The following is a 15,229-nucleotide window of genomic DNA, read 5'->3' on the forward strand; positions in this document are numbered from 1 at the left end:
GACCGTCTGACCGTCACGTTCAACGACGGTTCAACTGCTGAGGCGAAGCTTATGGGAAGCGATGCGACGTACGATTTGGCCGTGCTCGAAGTCGACGCGGACAACGTATCGTCTGTGATTAAAATCGGGAAATCGAGCGAATTGAAACCGGGGCAGACGGTCATCGCCATCGGTAACCCGCTCGGACAGTTTGAGAACTCGGTCACACGCGGGATCGTCTCTTCGACGTCGCGTCTCGTACCGGTCGATACGGACGAGAACGGACAAGCCGACTTCAATGCCGAAGTCATCCAAACGGATGCGGCCATCAACCCTGGTAACTCTGGTGGGGCGTTGATCAATGAATCCGGTCAGTTGATCGGGATCAACTCGATGAAAATCGCGACCGATTCTGTCGAAGGGGTCGGCTTCTCGATTCCGGTCGACATCGCGTTGCCGCTCATCAATCAAATTGAGCAGACCGGAGAAGTAAACCATCCGTCGCTCGGTGTCTCATTGCGTGACGTTAATGAGTTCCCGCCTGGTTATTTGACTGAACAGATCAAGCTACCGGAGTCGGTGACGGCCGGGACGATTATCGTCGACGTGCAGGCGGACAGTTCGGCGGCGGCAGCGGGCCTTGAGGCTCGTGACGTCATCGTCAAAATCAACGATCAACCCGTGTCCTCGTTCATCGATTTGCGGAGCGAATTGATTCGTGACACGGACGGCGTCGTCACGATCGAGTACGTCCGGGACGGCAAGACCGAAACGGTCGATGTCGAGATTCAAAATGCGAACGGAGACGCGTTGTAAAGATGGGCACGATGCCCATCTTTTTTGTTATGCTTAGAAAAAGGAGGGGATAACGTGATTCGTAAGTTATACGGTGTGTTATTTTTAGGGGCCGGCATCATGCATTTCGTTCAAGAGCGCGCCTTCATGTCGATTATTCCGAAATCATGGCCGTTCAAGCGCTTCATGGTACAGGCTAGCGGTGTGATTGAAGTCGTCTATGGCGTGTTGTTGCTCTTGAACAAAGGGACCGGTTTCGTCAAGAAGACGTTGCCAGCTTTTTTGATTGCCGTGTTCCCGGCAAACATCAATATGGCACTCAAACCATCCCGGATCGGGGGCAAGACGTTACCAAAATGGGTGACATGGGGTCGACTGCCGCTGCAATGGGTGTTGATCAAAGGCGTCAAGAAACTGTGACTACATAACGGGGGAATCAATCATGACTACGAACGTACTGAACTGGTTCGAGCATTTTCATGCTCATCCGGAAGTGAGTTGGAAAGAAGAAAAGACGACGAAGACGATTGCGGACATCTTGGCGTCATGGAACGTGCGTCACGAGACGTTTGACGACGTGACGGGTGTCATCGCTGAAATCGGCACCGGTGCCAACGTTATCGCCGTCCGAGCCGATATCGATGCCTTATGGCAACAAGTCGACGGAGAGTTCAGGGCTAATCATTCGTGCGGCCACGACGCCAACATAAGCATGGTGCTCGGCGCGCTCGAGCTGTTAAAGGACGAGGCGCTCTCGAAACGGATCCGCTTTATCTTCCAACCGGCGGAAGAACAAGGTAACGGCTCGCTCGCGATGATCAATAAAGGGGCACTTGACGATGTCAGCCACTTGTACGGCATTCATTTGCGCCCGCTCGAAGAGCTGAAGCGCGGCCAATACGCCGCTGCGATTCAACACGGCGCCGCTTTGTTCTTGAAAGGACGGATCATCGGGGACGATGCCCACGGTGCGAGGCCACACCAAGGTCAGAATGCGCTCGACGTCGTCTTCACGATTCAACAGATGTTGAAAAGCATCTATCTGTCGCCGTTTGAGCCGCATTCGATCAAGCTGACCGGTGTCCAGGCAGGAAGTGACAACATGAACATCATTCCGGGCAACGCCACGTTCTCGATTGACGTGCGGGCCCAACAAAACAAAGAACTGCTCGAGCTTCGTGACCGTCTCGAGACGATATTGCATCAAATTAGCGTGCTGCATGGCGTCGAGATCGAGTTGGAATGGCAAGACTTCACGCCGGGTGCCGAGATCGGGAAACACTCGAGCCGGATTACAGCAGAAGCGATCATCGCACTCCATGGCGAGGACGCGCTCGTCAATCGCATCGTGACGTCGGGAAGTGACGATTTTCATTTTTACACGGTCGAGAAACCGGGACTCGATGCCACGATGATCGGGATCGGGGCAAATTTGACGCCGGGACTGCATCACCCGCAGATGACGTTCGACCGCGACGTCTTGCCTGAAGGGGCGGCTTTGCTCGCCGAGACGCTACGCCGAGCGGTTGCAATACGATAAAGTGAAACGAAATGGACGGGGCGTCAGCTTGCCGTCCATTTTTTTGTTGCCAACTCCTCATGTAAGCGTTATCATAATTTCATTAGCGACAATATAACGACAATTCTGAATTTTCGCTAACGGGGAGGAATTTACATGGAACTGCAGGGGAACAGGCAAGACATGAAGCTTGGTTGGGCGTTGTTGCCGCTACTTGTCATGATTGGGGTCATGCTCGTCGCCATCGTCAAACTCGAGCAAGGGCCACACATCCCGCTCATCGTCGGGACGGCGACCGCTTCGCTTGTCGCGTGGCGTCACGGCTACAAATGGAAAGACATCGAGGAGATGATGTACAAGGGGATACGGCTCGCCTTGCCGGCGGTCGTCATCATCATCTTGGTCGGTTTGACGATTGGCGCCTGGATCGGGGGAGGCGTTGTCGCCACGATGATATATTTTGGGTTGAAGATCATCTCGCCGGCCTACTTCCTCGTGACGATCTGTCTCATCTGTGCGGTCGTTGCTTTATCGATCGGCAGTTCGTGGTCGACGATGGGGACGATCGGTGTCGCCGGGATGGGCATTGGGCTCAGCATGGGGATTCCGGCGCCGATGGTCGCAGGTGCCGTCATCTCGGGCGCCTACTTCGGCGATAAGATGTCGCCGCTGTCGGATACGACGAACCTTGCGGCCGGTTTGACGCATACGAACTTGTTCGTCCACATCCGTCATATGCTTTATACGACGATTCCAGGACTCATCATCGCGCTCGGCGTCTATTGGTGGCTCGGGACGCGTTTCAATGATACGGCGACGAATCCTTCAGATATCGTGCAGACGCTCGGCATTTTGGAGGACAGTTTCGTCATTTCGCCTTGGTTGCTACTGATTCCGCTCGCGGTCATCGTGCTCGTCACGAAAAAAGTACCGGCCATCCCGGCACTCGTCGTCGGGATCGCGCTCGGCTTCCTGGCCCAAGTTGTCATTCAAGGCGGATCGCTCTCGGATAGCGTCGGTGCGCTTCAAAGCGGCTATGTGATCGACACCGGCAATGAGCTCGTCGATAATTTATTCAGTCGAGGTGGGCTCGACGCGATGATGTATACCGTCTCGATGACGATCGTCGCGATGACGTTCGGGGGGATTTTGGAGTATTCGGGGATGCTGCAATCAATCATGAACCAGATCGTCAAACTGGCGAAGACGGCCGGCTCGATGATCGCGTCGACGATTCTTGCCGGGATTGCGACGAACGCGACGTGTTCCGAGCAATACATATCGATCGTCGTGCCGGCACGCATGTTTGCCGGGGCCTATGAGAAGATGGGGCTCCACTCGAAGAACTTGTCCCGGGCGCTCGAGGACGGCGGCACGCTGACGTCAGTGTTCATCCCGTGGAACACGTGCGGGGTGTTCATTCTCGGGACGCTCGGTGTCGGGGCGTTCGAGTACGCGCCTTACGCCGTGCTCAACTTCGTCGTCCCGGTCATCTCGATCATCTATGCGTTCACAGGGTTCACGATCGAACGGATCACGGTGTTGCAAGCAGAAACACAAGTCGAAGATCAAGCGGCATTATAAAAATTTCCCGGCCCTCTAGGCCGGGAAATTGAATTTATAGACGGCACGGGGGCGGCCTTGGGCGTAACTCATTTCTTCACCAATGACGCTGACAAGGTATGCGTCGTGTAGTTTTTTGATGAGTCGCTCGGTCGTCCGTCGCGAGACGTTCAAGTAGTCGGTCAGCTCTTTGGCGGTGAACTCGAGTTTGCGTTTCGAGAATCGGATGATCTTGCCGGCGTTGGCCGGGCTGATGCCGACTTGTTTGACGATATCGAACGCAACTTCTTCGGTCACACGGTAAGAAGTCACGTCGTCGCGTTTTGGGAAAGACAATCGCTTCGAGTCGTCAACGATGCGGACTCGTTCGTCGGTGGCTGCAGACAAGGCGATTTGTGCATGTTCGTAAGCTTGTTGGTATTGGGTGCCGTAGCCGATCCCGATTGAAGAGTCAAAAGACGCGGGGGCGAGCGTGTTTTCTTCGAGGGCGTTGATCGTCTCGCCTTTCGTCGTCAACAGAGCGGTCGAGGGACCATCCGTCGTTTCGAGATGTCCGCCGATATAGTGAACCGTAGCCAAATGGTCGCGGAGCGCCTCAGAATCGGTATCATATAAAATGATTGAAAATTGAGCGTTGTCCGCCAATAGTTGACGAACACGTTGAATCAGTTGCTCGAGGTGGTACCGGATCGTACTCGGTGGCTCGATCATGAGCTGACTCTCGTAGCCTTGCTCCTGCAATTGGCGGTGGACACGCTCGATGCTCGTCAAGGCCAAGTTCGTTTGAGCGGGTTGTAAGCTCGCGTGAAACGCGAATACGTCTTGAAAGTCGACGCCAGGATGAATCTTCATTAAATGAGGTGGGGTCGTCACTTCGGGGAGAGACGATAAAATCGCCGCCAATCGTTTCGGCTCGATCACATCGATCGACACGTGTTCGAGGGAGACGGCACGAGTGAGCGCCGCCGACAGGAGCGTCGTCAACAGTACGGTCTCGTCTTGGACGACGTGGTGCGCCATATTCGTACTGAGATAAGGTAGCGCGTACGAATAAGGGAACGATCCCGAGAAGAAGACGCCGTCGAACGAACCGAGTTGTTTGGCGATCGTGGCCGCCTCGTGCGGATGTTTATACGTATAGTAGGCGAAGCGAACATCTTCATAATCAGGGGCCAGCGCTGTGATGGTAGCGACGAAGTCGGCTGAACCGACGATTGCTAAATGAAGCGACATGCGAAAACTCCTCCTTGCAATTTAGCGACTATTTAACGACAATATATACAATGAACTTTTAAATGTAAAGGAGCACTTATCATGAAACTAGAAAAAATAGAACTGTTTGCGATTGAACTACCGCTCAAAGTCCCGTTCATCGTCAGCTACCATCGCTATGACGTCATGCCGTCGGTAATCGTCAAGATGACGACCGAATGCGGTCTCGTCGGGTACGGTGAGGCGGTTGCCGACGAACACGTGACGGGCGAGTCGCTTGAGAGTACGATCAGTGTCATTCGCCACTTGCTCGGTCCACTGTTGATCGGACGGAACCCGATGCATCTAGAACGGATTCACGACGAGATGGACCGGGCCATCCGTGACGTTCCAGCGGCCAAGGCAGCGCTCGACATTGCTTGCCATGACTTGATCGGGAAGAAGCTCGGACAACCCATCTACGAGTTGCTCGGCGGACGCTATCACGACGCCTTCCCGGTCACACACGTCTTAAGTATCGGTGAGCCTGAAGCGATGGCGGCGGAAGCGTCGGAACAGGTCGCAGAAGGTTACACGGCCGTCAAAATGAAAGTCGGCGTCGATGTCGCCTCGGACGTCCGTCGTGTCGCGGCAGTAAGGCAAGCGGTCGGTCCTGACGTCCCAATCCGTGTTGATGTCAACCAAGGCTGGGTAAACGCGGCGAAGACGCTGCAGGCGATGCGTAAGCTCGAACCGTTTGATATCGATTGGGTCGAGCAACCGGTCAAAGCCGACGATTTTGAAGGAATGCTCGAAGTTAAAGGCAAAATATCGGTCCCGCTTATGATTGACGAAGGGGTACGGGGTGTCGCCGACATGCGCCGCTTGACGATGATGCAAGCGGCGCATAAAGTGAACGTGAAATTGATGAAGTGCGGCGGCATCTATCCGGCGAAAAAACTCGTCCATATGGCCGAGATGTCCGGTATCGAGTGTCAAATCGGCTCGATGGTCGAATCGTCGATCGCTTCGAGCGCGGGCTTTCACGTCGCGTTCTCGAGCAAAATCGTTCAATCGGTCGAACTGACCGGCCCGCTCCGGTTCGCTACGGACGTCGGCAATTTGACGTACGATTTACCGTTCATCCACTTGAACGACCGTCCGGGTCTCGGTGTCGACGTCGATGAGGACGTGCTCCGTCGCCTGACGACCGATTACTATGAAGTCGGAGGCGCCGATCATGTGGCACGGTGAATGCAATGGACTTGAACTCGACGTTCGGCATTTGACCGATATGGACTTGACGGCCATCGAAGCGGTGCAACAAACCGTGATTGCTGATCTTGCCGAAGGTAGCCATTACCAAGCGCTCACGACAGACGAATTCATGAAGCTGTTGTCGGATCAGACGATCATCGGCGCGTTCCACAAAGATGCGTTGATTGCGTTTCGGGCGTTGCTCATCCCGCCGCTCGATGACGAACATTTAGGTCGTGACATCGGGCGGCGTGAGGATGAACTCGATCGCATCATCTACCAAGAGGTGACGAACGTCGATCCGTCTTATCGGGGCTACCGTTTGCAGCAACATTTAGGGAAGCTGTTGATGGAAGAATTGAGCCAAGACGAGCGGTTTGACCTCGTCTGTGCGACCGTCGCCCCGTTCAACATCCCGAGCTTGAAGGACAAGTTTGTCCTGGGCCTAAGAATCGGCGCACTCAAACAAAAGTATGGCGGTAAACTTCGTTATATCTTTATGAAAGAACTGCATGCGGGTTGGCGACCGTTAGGTGAGACGGCGTGGCTTGAGATGAGTGATACGGACGGCCAAGTCGAATTATTGAAGACGGGTTGGTACGGCACGGCGATGAAACGAGTCGACGAGACGTGGCTTATCCAATATGAACGGTAAAAATGGCCTGATCCATGTGATCAGGCCAAACGTGTTTAGTCGAGGATAAATAAAATGTCATCGGCAAGTTTTTCATACGTCCGATCGCTCGGGTGGAACTGATCGCTTGCGAGGTCTCGGGTGACGTCGCTCACGTACGCGAACGGATCGATCACGTCGATGCGGTACGTATTCCCAAGGTTAGCCGCCGCAGCGTTCCAGTCGAGAATCAGCTGGTTGAACGCCTGTCCGTTCGTGTTCTCGGGGAACGGGTTGTAAAGCGCGATATAGACGATTTGAGCCGTGTCGTTCAGACCACGGATTTCTGCAAAGATATCATTTAAGTTTGCTTTAGCGTCCGTGACGACTTGTTCGATATCGACAGATTCGAAGTTATCGACGTTTTCGCCCCGGTTGAACAGGTCGTTGCCGCCGATCGTGAGCGTGATGTAGCGGGCGTTTTTGATTGTCCGCTGAACTTCCGGCTGAGCGAGCTGAGCGAGCAGGTCCTCGGTGCGTGCCCCCGATATGGCCAAGTTTTGTGTGCGGATATCTTGGTCTTCGAGAGCTGCGCTGACCGGTTGAACGTAACCGGCGCCTGACGTCGAACCGACGCCGCGTGTGATTGAATCACCGAGAGCGACGAAAATTTCGCCGTCTGGTTCAGGTCTCGTATCTTCGCTGACCGAGAGCGTACGCTCCGGCGGGTTGACGATGTCTTGATACCCAATCCAAAGACCAAACAAAGCCGTTGCCGTCAACAAGACAGAGCCGATTAAAAAGGCATACCATTTCCCATTTTTCATCTGATGACCTCACTTTCTATGTAACCATCATATCAAATATATTTGAACCTGCCCTATGTGAATGTTCGAATAGGACAGAAGCGGACGAGTCCGCTAGAATAGAGTTGAGGTGAGACGATGCAACCAACATTGAAAATAGACCATTTGACAAAAGTAATCGGGAAAAAAACCATCATCGACGATATCTCGTTCGATGTGTTTCCTGGGGAAGTGTTCGGCTTTTTAGGACCGAACGGTGCTGGTAAGACGACGACGATCCGGATGATCGTCGGCTTGATCAAACCGACGAAAGGGTCCGTCTCGATTTGCGGTTTTGGCGTCGAGCGCCAGTTCGTCCAAGCGATGAACCAGATCGGGGCGATTGTCGAGAATCCCGAGCTGTATAAGTTTTTGAGTGGCCGCGAGAACTTGAACGTGTTCGCGCGCATGTTACCGGGTATCACGGAGGCCCGGATTCAAGAAGTGATCGACCTCGTCGATTTGACGGCCCGGATCGATGACAAAGTGAAGACGTACTCGCTCGGGATGCGCCAACGGCTTGGGATCGCGCAAGCGATGCTCAACAACCCGCGTGTCTTGATTTTAGATGAACCGACGAACGGGCTCGATCCGATGGGTATCCGTGATTTGCGACTGTTTATCCGTCGCCTCGTCGAAGAAACCGGACTCAGTGTGCTCGTTTCAAGCCACATCTTGGCGGAAATTGAGTTGCTCGCTGACCGTGTCGCCATCATGTCGCGCGGCAAGATTGTGAAAGTCGGTACCGTTCAAGAGCTGATCAATGAATTGGCGTCGACGGTCGACGTTCACGTGGCGGACAGTTTTGAAGTGTTGCCGATTGTTCGTGGTTTTGAATCGATCGAGCAGGCGGACGTCGTCGACGAACGGACGATCCGTGTCTCGATGAACTTAGAAGACACGGCCCGATTAAATCGTTATTTGCTTGATCGAGATGTGGAAGTCTTTGGTCTCGAACGACGTGTTCAGACGCTCGAAGAACTGTTTATCACATTGACCGGGGGTGACCATATTGTCTAATCCATCTTTACTCGGCCTGATTCGTAACGAAGTGTTGAAGATCCATAATAAGCGACGACTATTGGTCGTCTCGGTCATCCTCGTCGTACTCGTCTCGATGTTCACGTACGCCAACTATCGTCAAATCGAGAAGCAGCGTGAAGAGCAAGGGACGATCGACTGGCGTGTCGACTTGCAGCAAGAGATCGTCGATACGCAAAACCGGCTCGCCTCGGCGAACGTCCAAGACGAGTTCCGGCAAATCCTCGAGTTCCAAGTGCAACAAAATCAATACTACTTAGATAACGACATCAACCCGAGTTATCCTGGGGCGCCGACGTTCATGCGTGTCTTCTTCTCCCAAGGGACGACGCTCGTCCTGCCGCTGTTCATCATCGTTCTGATGGCAGACATCGTCAGCGGCGAGCATAATGACGGGACGATCAAGACGCTGTTGTCACGTCCGGTCCGGCGCTTTAAGATTTTGTTGGCGAAATGGATGACGACGCTGTTGTACACATCGATCCTCATCTTCATCACGGCGTTCGTCAGTTACGCCATTTCCGGGATCGTGCTCGGATGGGACGGTTGGACGGCACCGATCTTGACCGGATTCCAGGCCTCAGCGACCGGGACGTTCTCGACCGACTTCGTCCATACGTTGCCGATGTGGCAATACTTGCTCATGTCGGTCGGTCTATCGTGGTTCGTCGTGGCGGCCGTCGGTACGATCGCACTCATGATTTCGGTCCTCGTCAAAAATACGGCGACCGGGATCGGGATCATGATGGCCATCCTCATTTCGGGACCGCTCCTCACGTCGCTCGGTTCGAACTGGGACAGCTCGAAATACTTGGTGAACGTCAACTTCGGTCTTCATACCTATCTCGAGGGACAAGCCCCGCCTATCGATGGGATGACGCTGCCGTTCTCGCTCATCGTCATTTTTGCTTGGTCGCTTGCGGCTTTGGCGTACGCGTTCTATCACTTCACTCAAAAAGATGTCTATTAAATGAGAAAGTGTCACCATCCCGGTGGCGCTTTTTTTATACGGTTGAAAGCACTAAACAGGAAGACTGAATAGGTTAAATGTCTCAATAGTTAGAATTGTCAAAATAATCAATAAGTTGGATTCCTTAACTGTGGGAAACTATGTAAAGTAAGAGACACCACATAAGGAGGGAAACACATATGAAAAAAGTTTTATCGACATCACTGATTGCAGGCGTCTTACTCGTTCCACAATTCGCCGGGGCGGCAGAACTGAAGACAGGCGCGTTGACAAAACCATCGACTGAGGCGCCGGCGACGATCGTCAAAGAGTTCTCCAAAGCGAAAGGAGAATTCAAGACGATCGAATCGAAGCGCGACAAAGTCGGACAAGTCGTCAAACTTCAACAAACGGTGGACGGTGTTCCTGTATTCGGCGGTATCGTCGTCGGAGTGGTCGACGAGGCCGGGCAATTGAAGACGGTCGTCGATGACACGAAACAACTGAAAGGACTACATAAATCGATCAAACTGAACGAACGAAAAGCGATCGCCCGCTATAAAGAACTTGTCGGTCATACAGGCGCCTACGAGCTCGAGCCGGCAGCGGAACTCGTCATCTACCCGAACAAAGGTGAAGCGGCTTATGCCTATGAGGTGACCGGGACGATCCTCGATGCTGAGGAACCCTCACGTTGGACGTACTTCATCGATGCGACGAGCGGCGAGGTGTTGAACAAATACAACCAGTTGGCCCACGCCAAACCGACGAACGGCATTACCGGAACGACGTTTACCGGGACGGGGATCGACGTGCTCGGACAGAGTCAGACGTTCAAGACGACGAAGAGCGGGTCATACTACTATTTACAAGACTCGACGCGCGGTAAAGGCATCTACACGTACGATGCCGGAAACCGGACACGTCTTCCCGGATCACTTTGGGCCGATGTCGATAACGTGTTGAACACGACGTATGACCGGGCAGCGGTCAGTGCGCACGTGAATGCGACGAAAACGTACGATTTCTTTAAAAACACTTACGGCCGCAATAGTTACGACAACAACGGGGCGGCCCTCAACTCGACGGTCCATTACAGCCGCAGTTACAACAACGCGTTCTGGGACGGCAGCAAGATGGTTTACGGGGACGGGGATGGACAGACGTTCACATACCTCTCGGGTGCGCTCGATGTCGTCGCCCACGAGTTGTCACACGCTGTCACCGAGTACACGGCCGGCTTGATTTACCAGAATGAATCGGGTGCGATCAACGAAGCGGTGTCTGATATCTTTGGTACGGTCGCTGAATACAGTGTCGGATCGAACTTTGACTGGTTGGTCGGGGAGGATATCTACACGCCAGGCGTTGCGGGGGACGCTCTACGTTCGATGTCGAACCCGGCCGCTTACGGTGACCCGGATCACTATTCGGTGCGTTATACAGGAACGCAAGACAATGGCGGTGTCCATATCAACTCAGGAATCGTCAACAAAGCGGCCTACTTGTTAGGGAATGGCGGATCGCATTACGGTGTCTCGGTCCAAGGTGTCGGCGTCATGGAGATGGGGGACATCTACTACCGCGCCCTCACGGTCTACTTGACACCGACTTCGAACTTCTCGAGTCTTCGCCAAGCGGTCGTCCAATCGGCTAAAGACCTTTACGGTTCGACGAGCATACAAGCCGTCGCTGCCGCGAAATCGTTTGACGCAGTCGGCATCTATTAATCGGAATCAATTAAGTAGACAGACATCTCTTCCCGCGCGGAAGAGATGTTTTTAGTTTAGTAGGTGATAGACTCGCAAAAGAGGGTAAATAGGGTTGTAGTTTAAACTGAACTGATTCAGAGGAGGATTTATGAATATTCACCAATTTCGCATCGACCATAAAAATGGAATTCGCTTGAGCGACTTCCAAACGAGCATGCAAGACCGGCCGTCTGATGAGACGTTGACTGAGGAATTGATTCCAAAAAGTGTCGACAGGTTAAAAGAGTTACATTGGAAGCTATATGCTGAGGCTAAAAAGGGTGTCGTCGTCGTCTTGCAGGCGCTAGATGCCGGGGGGAAAGATGAAGCGATCAGCTATATCTTCTCAAACTTGAATGCCCAAGGGTTGAAGACGAACGCCTTCCAAAAGCCGTCGGACACCGAAAAGAAACATGACTACTTATGGCGGATGCACGATTTGATGCCGGAGCGGGGGCAAGTCGGTATTTTGAACCGATCGTATTACGAAGAAGTCATCGCACCCCGCGTCCACGATCTACTAGGCGACGAGGTGATCCCAGATGAAGAGAACGTATGGGCCGTGCGCTACCGTCAGATTAACGATTATGAGCAGTATCTTAAGGAGAACGGCTTTGAGGTCATCAAATTTTTCTTTAACGTCTCAAAAGAAGTGCAACGCGATCGTCTGCTCGAACGGCTGAAAGACCCGAAGAAGAATTGGGAGTTTTCATTCAGTGATGTCGAGGAGCGGAGACATTGGGACGATTACCAGGCCATCTTCGAAGACATGTTGTCGAATACGTCGACAAGCCAGGCACCATGGTATATTCTTCCGGCCGACGATGACTGGTACGCGCGTTATATCGTCTCGACCGTTATGATCGACGTGCTCGAGAACATCAATCCGCAGTTCCCGACGTTCACAGAAGATGAGCAGGAAAAGATTGACGAGGCGATTAAAGAATTAGAAAGTGAATGATTGAGCGTCGTGTGCTGAAACGATTGATTTCCCTATTGCGTTGAAAGCGAATCCAATGTACAGTGGACGTATCGAATCAGACGTCAGACATCTATACAAAGGAGCAATCATTGTGGGGAATATTAGTTTGTTGTTCGGCGGCGTGGCACTGTTCATTAACAGCCTCGTCCTGTTTGGGAAAGTCGATATGAAAAGTGCCGGGGTGTTCAGCCTGTTCACCGGCATGTTCCAGGCGTTCATCGCGACATGGCTCGTCATCGGGGCGAGCCCGTCAGAACTGTTTGGATACGCAGGTATTTACTTGTTCGCATTCACGTATTTGTACGTCGGTGTGACGTTCATATTTAACTTGGACGGACGCGGTGTCGGCTGGTTCTCACTGTTCGTCGCGATTTCAGCACTATTTTACGCCGTCGTCGGGTTCGCGAACGGTGACAGCATGGGCGCGGTGACGTGGTTGTTCTGGTCGTTCCTTTGGGGATTGTTCTTCTATGGGATGGCGCTGGAACGAGCGATCGACGGCGTGACAGCACGCGTCGCCTTCGTCCTCGCTTGGTTGACGTTGATCGTACCCGCATTGCTCGGCTTGGCCAATTTGATGACGCCGCTCTATGACGTCATTTGGTGGGCGGCGAGCGGTACGGCTGTCCTCTACTTTGGCTTCGCGATGTCGCGGTTCAAACGCCAAGTCGAGACGGCAAACCAAAAACGCTCATCCTGAGCGTTTTTAGTTTGCATGTTAAATTGTGTCTAAAGTGTGAAAAGTGGGAATGAAGTAGGTAAAGGAGGCGGTCACAGATGAGTGATGGCTTGATTTTACTGCTCGGTTTATTAATCTGCGGTTGGATGCTGTTTGCGGTCGTGTTTGATGATACAATTAAAAGAAGAATTTGACGGGCCGTTTCCTTTTTTAGGAACGGTCTTTCGTTTGAGGAGTGACAGAGATGAAAAAGACACCAGTCATCGTGATCGTCGGGCCGACGGCAGTCGGGAAGACGAAGACGGGCATCGAGCTCGCCAAGGCGTTCGACGGAGAAATCGTATCAGGCGACTCGGTCCAAGTGTACCGCGGAATGGATATCGGTTCCGCCAAAGTGACGGTCGAAGAGGCGGAAGGCGTACCGCATCACTTGATCGACATTTGTGACCCGGATGAGGCGATGAGCGTCGCCAAATTTCAACGTCTCGCCCGCGCGGCGATCGACGATATCTACTCGCGCGGGAAAGTGCCGATTGTAGTCGGTGGGACGGGCCTGTATATTCGGGCGATTTTATACGATTACGAGTTCACGGAGCGACCGGTCGATACGGAACTGCGTGCAGCGCTAGAAGCCGAAGCGGAAGCGCATGGCGCCGAGGCGTTGCACGACCGCTTGCGTGGCCTCGACCCGAGGCGCGCCGACATCATTCATCCAAATAATGTCCGCCGTGTCATCCGTGCCCTCGAAGTCGCGCTCTCAGGTGACGAGCAGGCAATGGATAGTGCCCCATCTGAGCACTATGATTATAAGTTGTTCGTCCTGCACGCCGATCGCGACGTCTTATATGAGCGGATCAATCATCGCGTCGATTTGATGATCGAAGCGGGTCTAATCGAAGAAGTCGAGCGTCTATTGCGTGCCGGGTACCGTGAGACACAGGCGCTACGGGCCATCGGCTATAAAGAAGTCGTACCATACTTAGACGGGAAACTGACGCGAGAGCGGATGACCGAGACGTTAAAACAACATACACGCCAGTTTGCCAAACGGCAATTAACGTGGTTCCGTCATCAATTTGATGGGATTTGGGTAGATATGGGAAAGAAATCATTTGAACTATCGTATAAAAATATCTATGATGAGGTTGAGGAGTTTTTTCGAAAATTCCGATTATTTGAACGAGACATAGACTAGGGGGAATGCAACATGAAGGCAAGCTATAACATCCAAGATCATTTTCTGAACCAATTGCGCAAAGAGATGGTTCCGACGACCGTGTTTTTAGTCAGTGGCTTCCAAATTCGCGGAGTCATCAAATCATTTGACAACTTCACAGTGATCGTCGAGTCGGAAGGGCGCCAACAGTTGATTTATAAACATGCGATTTCGACGTTCTCGCCAGCACGGAACGTCACGTTGTTCGAACCGGAAGCGGTCGAGATGACGGAAGGTTAATTGAAGCATAAGGAAAGAGCGGCCCGGGGACCGCTCTTTTCTTATGCCGTTTTTATGTTGCGGTCATCATGGAGCGCCTCGAGGACGCGATGGATGGCGCAGCCACCGAGCAACGAGTCGAGTTGCTCGCACATTTGGGCGGGACTCGACCGATACAAGTGCATATACGTCCGTTTCCACGAGCGGTCGGCCGACTGGATGCGGACGAGCAGGTCGGCGTGACCGAGCTCTTTCAGCTTATCGATATTCATCCGGTTCGTCCGGGCGAAGGCAGATAAGACGACCGCTTTCGCGAGCGGTGTTTGCACCGGATACCCTGAGACGATTAAAGCGGCCATCGCCCCTTTCATCTCATGCGCGACGACCGAGTCGATGAGGTCGTCGTGCGTATATGGATTTCCGGCGTGACCGGCGACTGCCTGTTCAAGCTCATTGTCTGATACGGGACAGACCGCCCCTTCAAGGATACCGTCAATCGTTGGATGGACATCTGCATAACGTGCCGCTTCCCCTGTCGCGATCAACCGTTCATACGTGTCTAGTAGTGAAATCATCATCATTCCCCCTTTTTGTAACTACTTATATCGTAACAATATAGGTAAGCGCTTT

General features: G+C 53.0%; 16 protein-coding genes. 13 read left to right on the top strand and 3 right to left on the bottom strand.

Going from position 1 to position 15,229, the window contains the following annotated elements:
- The 4 genes from A6395_RS00300 to nhaC form a co-directional block, all read left to right on the top strand.
- A partial coding sequence (locus A6395_RS00300; RefSeq protein WP_149038954.1) for a S1C family serine protease occupies positions 1-795 on the top strand: 795 nt, incomplete at its 5' end.
- Between the two features lie 54 nt (positions 796-849).
- A complete protein-coding gene (locus tag A6395_RS00305; protein WP_173647363.1) occupies positions 850-1,194 on the top strand; it encodes a DoxX family protein in 345 nt (114 codons plus the stop codon).
- Between the two features lie 22 nt (positions 1,195-1,216).
- Positions 1,217-2,314 carry an amidohydrolase gene (locus tag A6395_RS00310; RefSeq protein ID WP_071397390.1) on the top strand — a complete coding sequence of 366 codons (1,098 nt, stop codon included), beginning with the start codon at positions 1,217-1,219 and terminating at the stop codon, positions 2,312-2,314.
- Between the two features lie 162 nt (positions 2,315-2,476).
- A complete protein-coding gene (gene nhaC, locus A6395_RS00315; RefSeq protein WP_370246370.1) occupies positions 2,477-3,877 on the top strand; it encodes a Na+/H+ antiporter NhaC in 1,401 nt (466 codons plus the stop codon).
- A 15-nt stretch (positions 3,878-3,892) separates the two neighbouring features.
- Here nhaC and A6395_RS00320 read toward each other — a convergent pair whose 3' ends face one another.
- Positions 3,893-5,089 (bottom strand): HTH domain-containing protein, encoded by a 1,197-nt coding sequence (locus tag A6395_RS00320; protein WP_071397392.1) that lies wholly within the window; start codon positions 5,087-5,089, stop codon positions 3,893-3,895.
- A gap of 81 nt (positions 5,090-5,170) precedes the next feature.
- Between A6395_RS00320 and A6395_RS00325 the strand changes: the two genes are divergently transcribed.
- Complete coding sequence (locus A6395_RS00325) at positions 5,171-6,301, top strand: mandelate racemase/muconate lactonizing enzyme family protein (RefSeq protein ID WP_071397393.1); 1,131 nt, start codon at positions 5,171-5,173, stop codon at positions 6,299-6,301.
- Positions 6,288-6,959 carry a hypothetical protein gene (locus A6395_RS00330; protein ID WP_071397394.1) on the top strand — a complete coding sequence of 224 codons (672 nt, stop codon included), beginning with the start codon at positions 6,288-6,290 and terminating at the stop codon, positions 6,957-6,959. Before A6395_RS00325 ends, A6395_RS00330 begins: the two co-directional genes overlap by 14 nt.
- Before the next feature lie 35 nt (positions 6,960-6,994).
- Here A6395_RS00330 and A6395_RS00335 read toward each other — a convergent pair whose 3' ends face one another.
- Positions 6,995-7,744 (bottom strand): GDSL-type esterase/lipase family protein, encoded by a 750-nt coding sequence (locus A6395_RS00335; protein ID WP_071397395.1) that lies wholly within the window; start codon positions 7,742-7,744, stop codon positions 6,995-6,997.
- Between the two features lie 117 nt (positions 7,745-7,861).
- Between A6395_RS00335 and A6395_RS00340 the strand changes: the two genes are divergently transcribed.
- The 7 genes from A6395_RS00340 to hfq all read left to right on the top strand — a co-directional run bounded on the left by A6395_RS00340 (position 7,862) and on the right by hfq (position 14,620).
- A complete protein-coding gene (locus A6395_RS00340; protein ID WP_070327361.1) occupies positions 7,862-8,782 on the top strand; it encodes an ABC transporter ATP-binding protein in 921 nt (306 codons plus the stop codon).
- Positions 8,775-9,773: an ABC transporter permease gene (locus A6395_RS00345; RefSeq protein ID WP_071397396.1), complete on the top strand. Its 999-nt coding sequence runs from the start codon at positions 8,775-8,777 to the stop codon at positions 9,771-9,773. Before A6395_RS00340 ends, A6395_RS00345 begins: the two co-directional genes overlap by 8 nt.
- Positions 9,774-9,952: 179 nt before the next feature.
- The gene (locus A6395_RS00350; RefSeq protein WP_071397397.1) at positions 9,953-11,482 is read left to right on the top strand and encodes a M4 family metallopeptidase; all 1,530 of its coding nucleotides are present in this window, start codon (positions 9,953-9,955) and stop codon (positions 11,480-11,482) included.
- Positions 11,483-11,612: 130 nt separating this feature from the next.
- A complete protein-coding gene (locus tag A6395_RS00355) occupies positions 11,613-12,464 on the top strand; it encodes a PPK2 family polyphosphate kinase (RefSeq protein WP_071397398.1) in 852 nt (283 codons plus the stop codon).
- A 112-nt stretch (positions 12,465-12,576) separates the two neighbouring features.
- Positions 12,577-13,185, top strand: coding sequence for an AmiS/UreI family transporter (locus A6395_RS00360; protein ID WP_071397399.1), 609 nt, complete (start codon positions 12,577-12,579; stop codon positions 13,183-13,185).
- Positions 13,186-13,408: 223 nt separating this feature from the next.
- Positions 13,409-14,359: a tRNA (adenosine(37)-N6)-dimethylallyltransferase MiaA gene (miaA, locus tag A6395_RS00365; protein WP_070327357.1), complete on the top strand. Its 951-nt coding sequence runs from the start codon at positions 13,409-13,411 to the stop codon at positions 14,357-14,359.
- A gap of 12 nt (positions 14,360-14,371) precedes the next feature.
- Positions 14,372-14,620 carry an RNA chaperone Hfq gene (hfq, locus tag A6395_RS00370; protein ID WP_016509830.1) on the top strand — a complete coding sequence of 83 codons (249 nt, stop codon included), beginning with the start codon at positions 14,372-14,374 and terminating at the stop codon, positions 14,618-14,620.
- Between the two features lie 41 nt (positions 14,621-14,661).
- On the opposite strand, the gene A6395_RS00375 is transcribed toward hfq, so the two are convergent.
- On the bottom strand, positions 14,662-15,174 hold the full coding sequence (locus A6395_RS00375) for a hypothetical protein (protein ID WP_233589675.1): 513 nt from the start codon (positions 15,172-15,174) through the stop codon (positions 14,662-14,664).
- Between the last annotated feature and the right edge of the window lie 55 nt (positions 15,175-15,229).

The sequence above is a fragment of the Exiguobacterium sp. SH31 genome (genome assembly GCF_001816105.1).
GTDB lineage: Bacteria > Bacillota > Bacilli > Exiguobacteriales > Exiguobacteriaceae > Exiguobacterium > Exiguobacterium aurantiacum_A.

What these genes read in the sequence shown, in the direction of transcription:
- A6395_RS00350 (WP_071397397.1), top strand. Translation starts at nt 9,953, where the DNA reads ATGAAAAAAGTTTTATCGACATCACTGATTGCAGGCGTCTTACTCGTT.
- A6395_RS00330 (WP_071397394.1), top strand. Translation starts at nt 6,288, where the DNA reads ATGTGGCACGGTGAATGCAATGGACTTGAACTCGACGTTCGGCATTTG.
- hfq (WP_016509830.1), top strand. Translation starts at nt 14,372, where the DNA reads ATGAAGGCAAGCTATAACATCCAAGATCATTTTCTGAACCAATTGCGC.
- A6395_RS00325 (WP_071397393.1), top strand. Translation starts at nt 5,171, where the DNA reads ATGAAACTAGAAAAAATAGAACTGTTTGCGATTGAACTACCGCTCAAA.
- A6395_RS00355 (WP_071397398.1), top strand. Translation starts at nt 11,613, where the DNA reads ATGAATATTCACCAATTTCGCATCGACCATAAAAATGGAATTCGCTTG.
- A6395_RS00335 (WP_071397395.1), bottom strand. Translation starts at nt 7,744, where the DNA reads ATGAAAAATGGGAAATGGTATGCCTTTTTAATCGGCTCTGTCTTGTTG.
- A6395_RS00375 (WP_233589675.1), bottom strand. Translation starts at nt 15,174, where the DNA reads ATGATTTCACTACTAGACACGTATGAACGGTTGATCGCGACAGGGGAA.
- A6395_RS00310 (WP_071397390.1), top strand. Translation starts at nt 1,217, where the DNA reads ATGACTACGAACGTACTGAACTGGTTCGAGCATTTTCATGCTCATCCG.
- A6395_RS00320 (WP_071397392.1), bottom strand. Translation starts at nt 5,089, where the DNA reads ATGTCGCTTCATTTAGCAATCGTCGGTTCAGCCGACTTCGTCGCTACC.
- miaA (WP_070327357.1), top strand. Translation starts at nt 13,409, where the DNA reads ATGAAAAAGACACCAGTCATCGTGATCGTCGGGCCGACGGCAGTCGGG.
- A6395_RS00340 (WP_070327361.1), top strand. Translation starts at nt 7,862, where the DNA reads ATGCAACCAACATTGAAAATAGACCATTTGACAAAAGTAATCGGGAAA.
- nhaC (WP_370246370.1), top strand. Translation starts at nt 2,477, where the DNA reads ATGAAGCTTGGTTGGGCGTTGTTGCCGCTACTTGTCATGATTGGGGTC.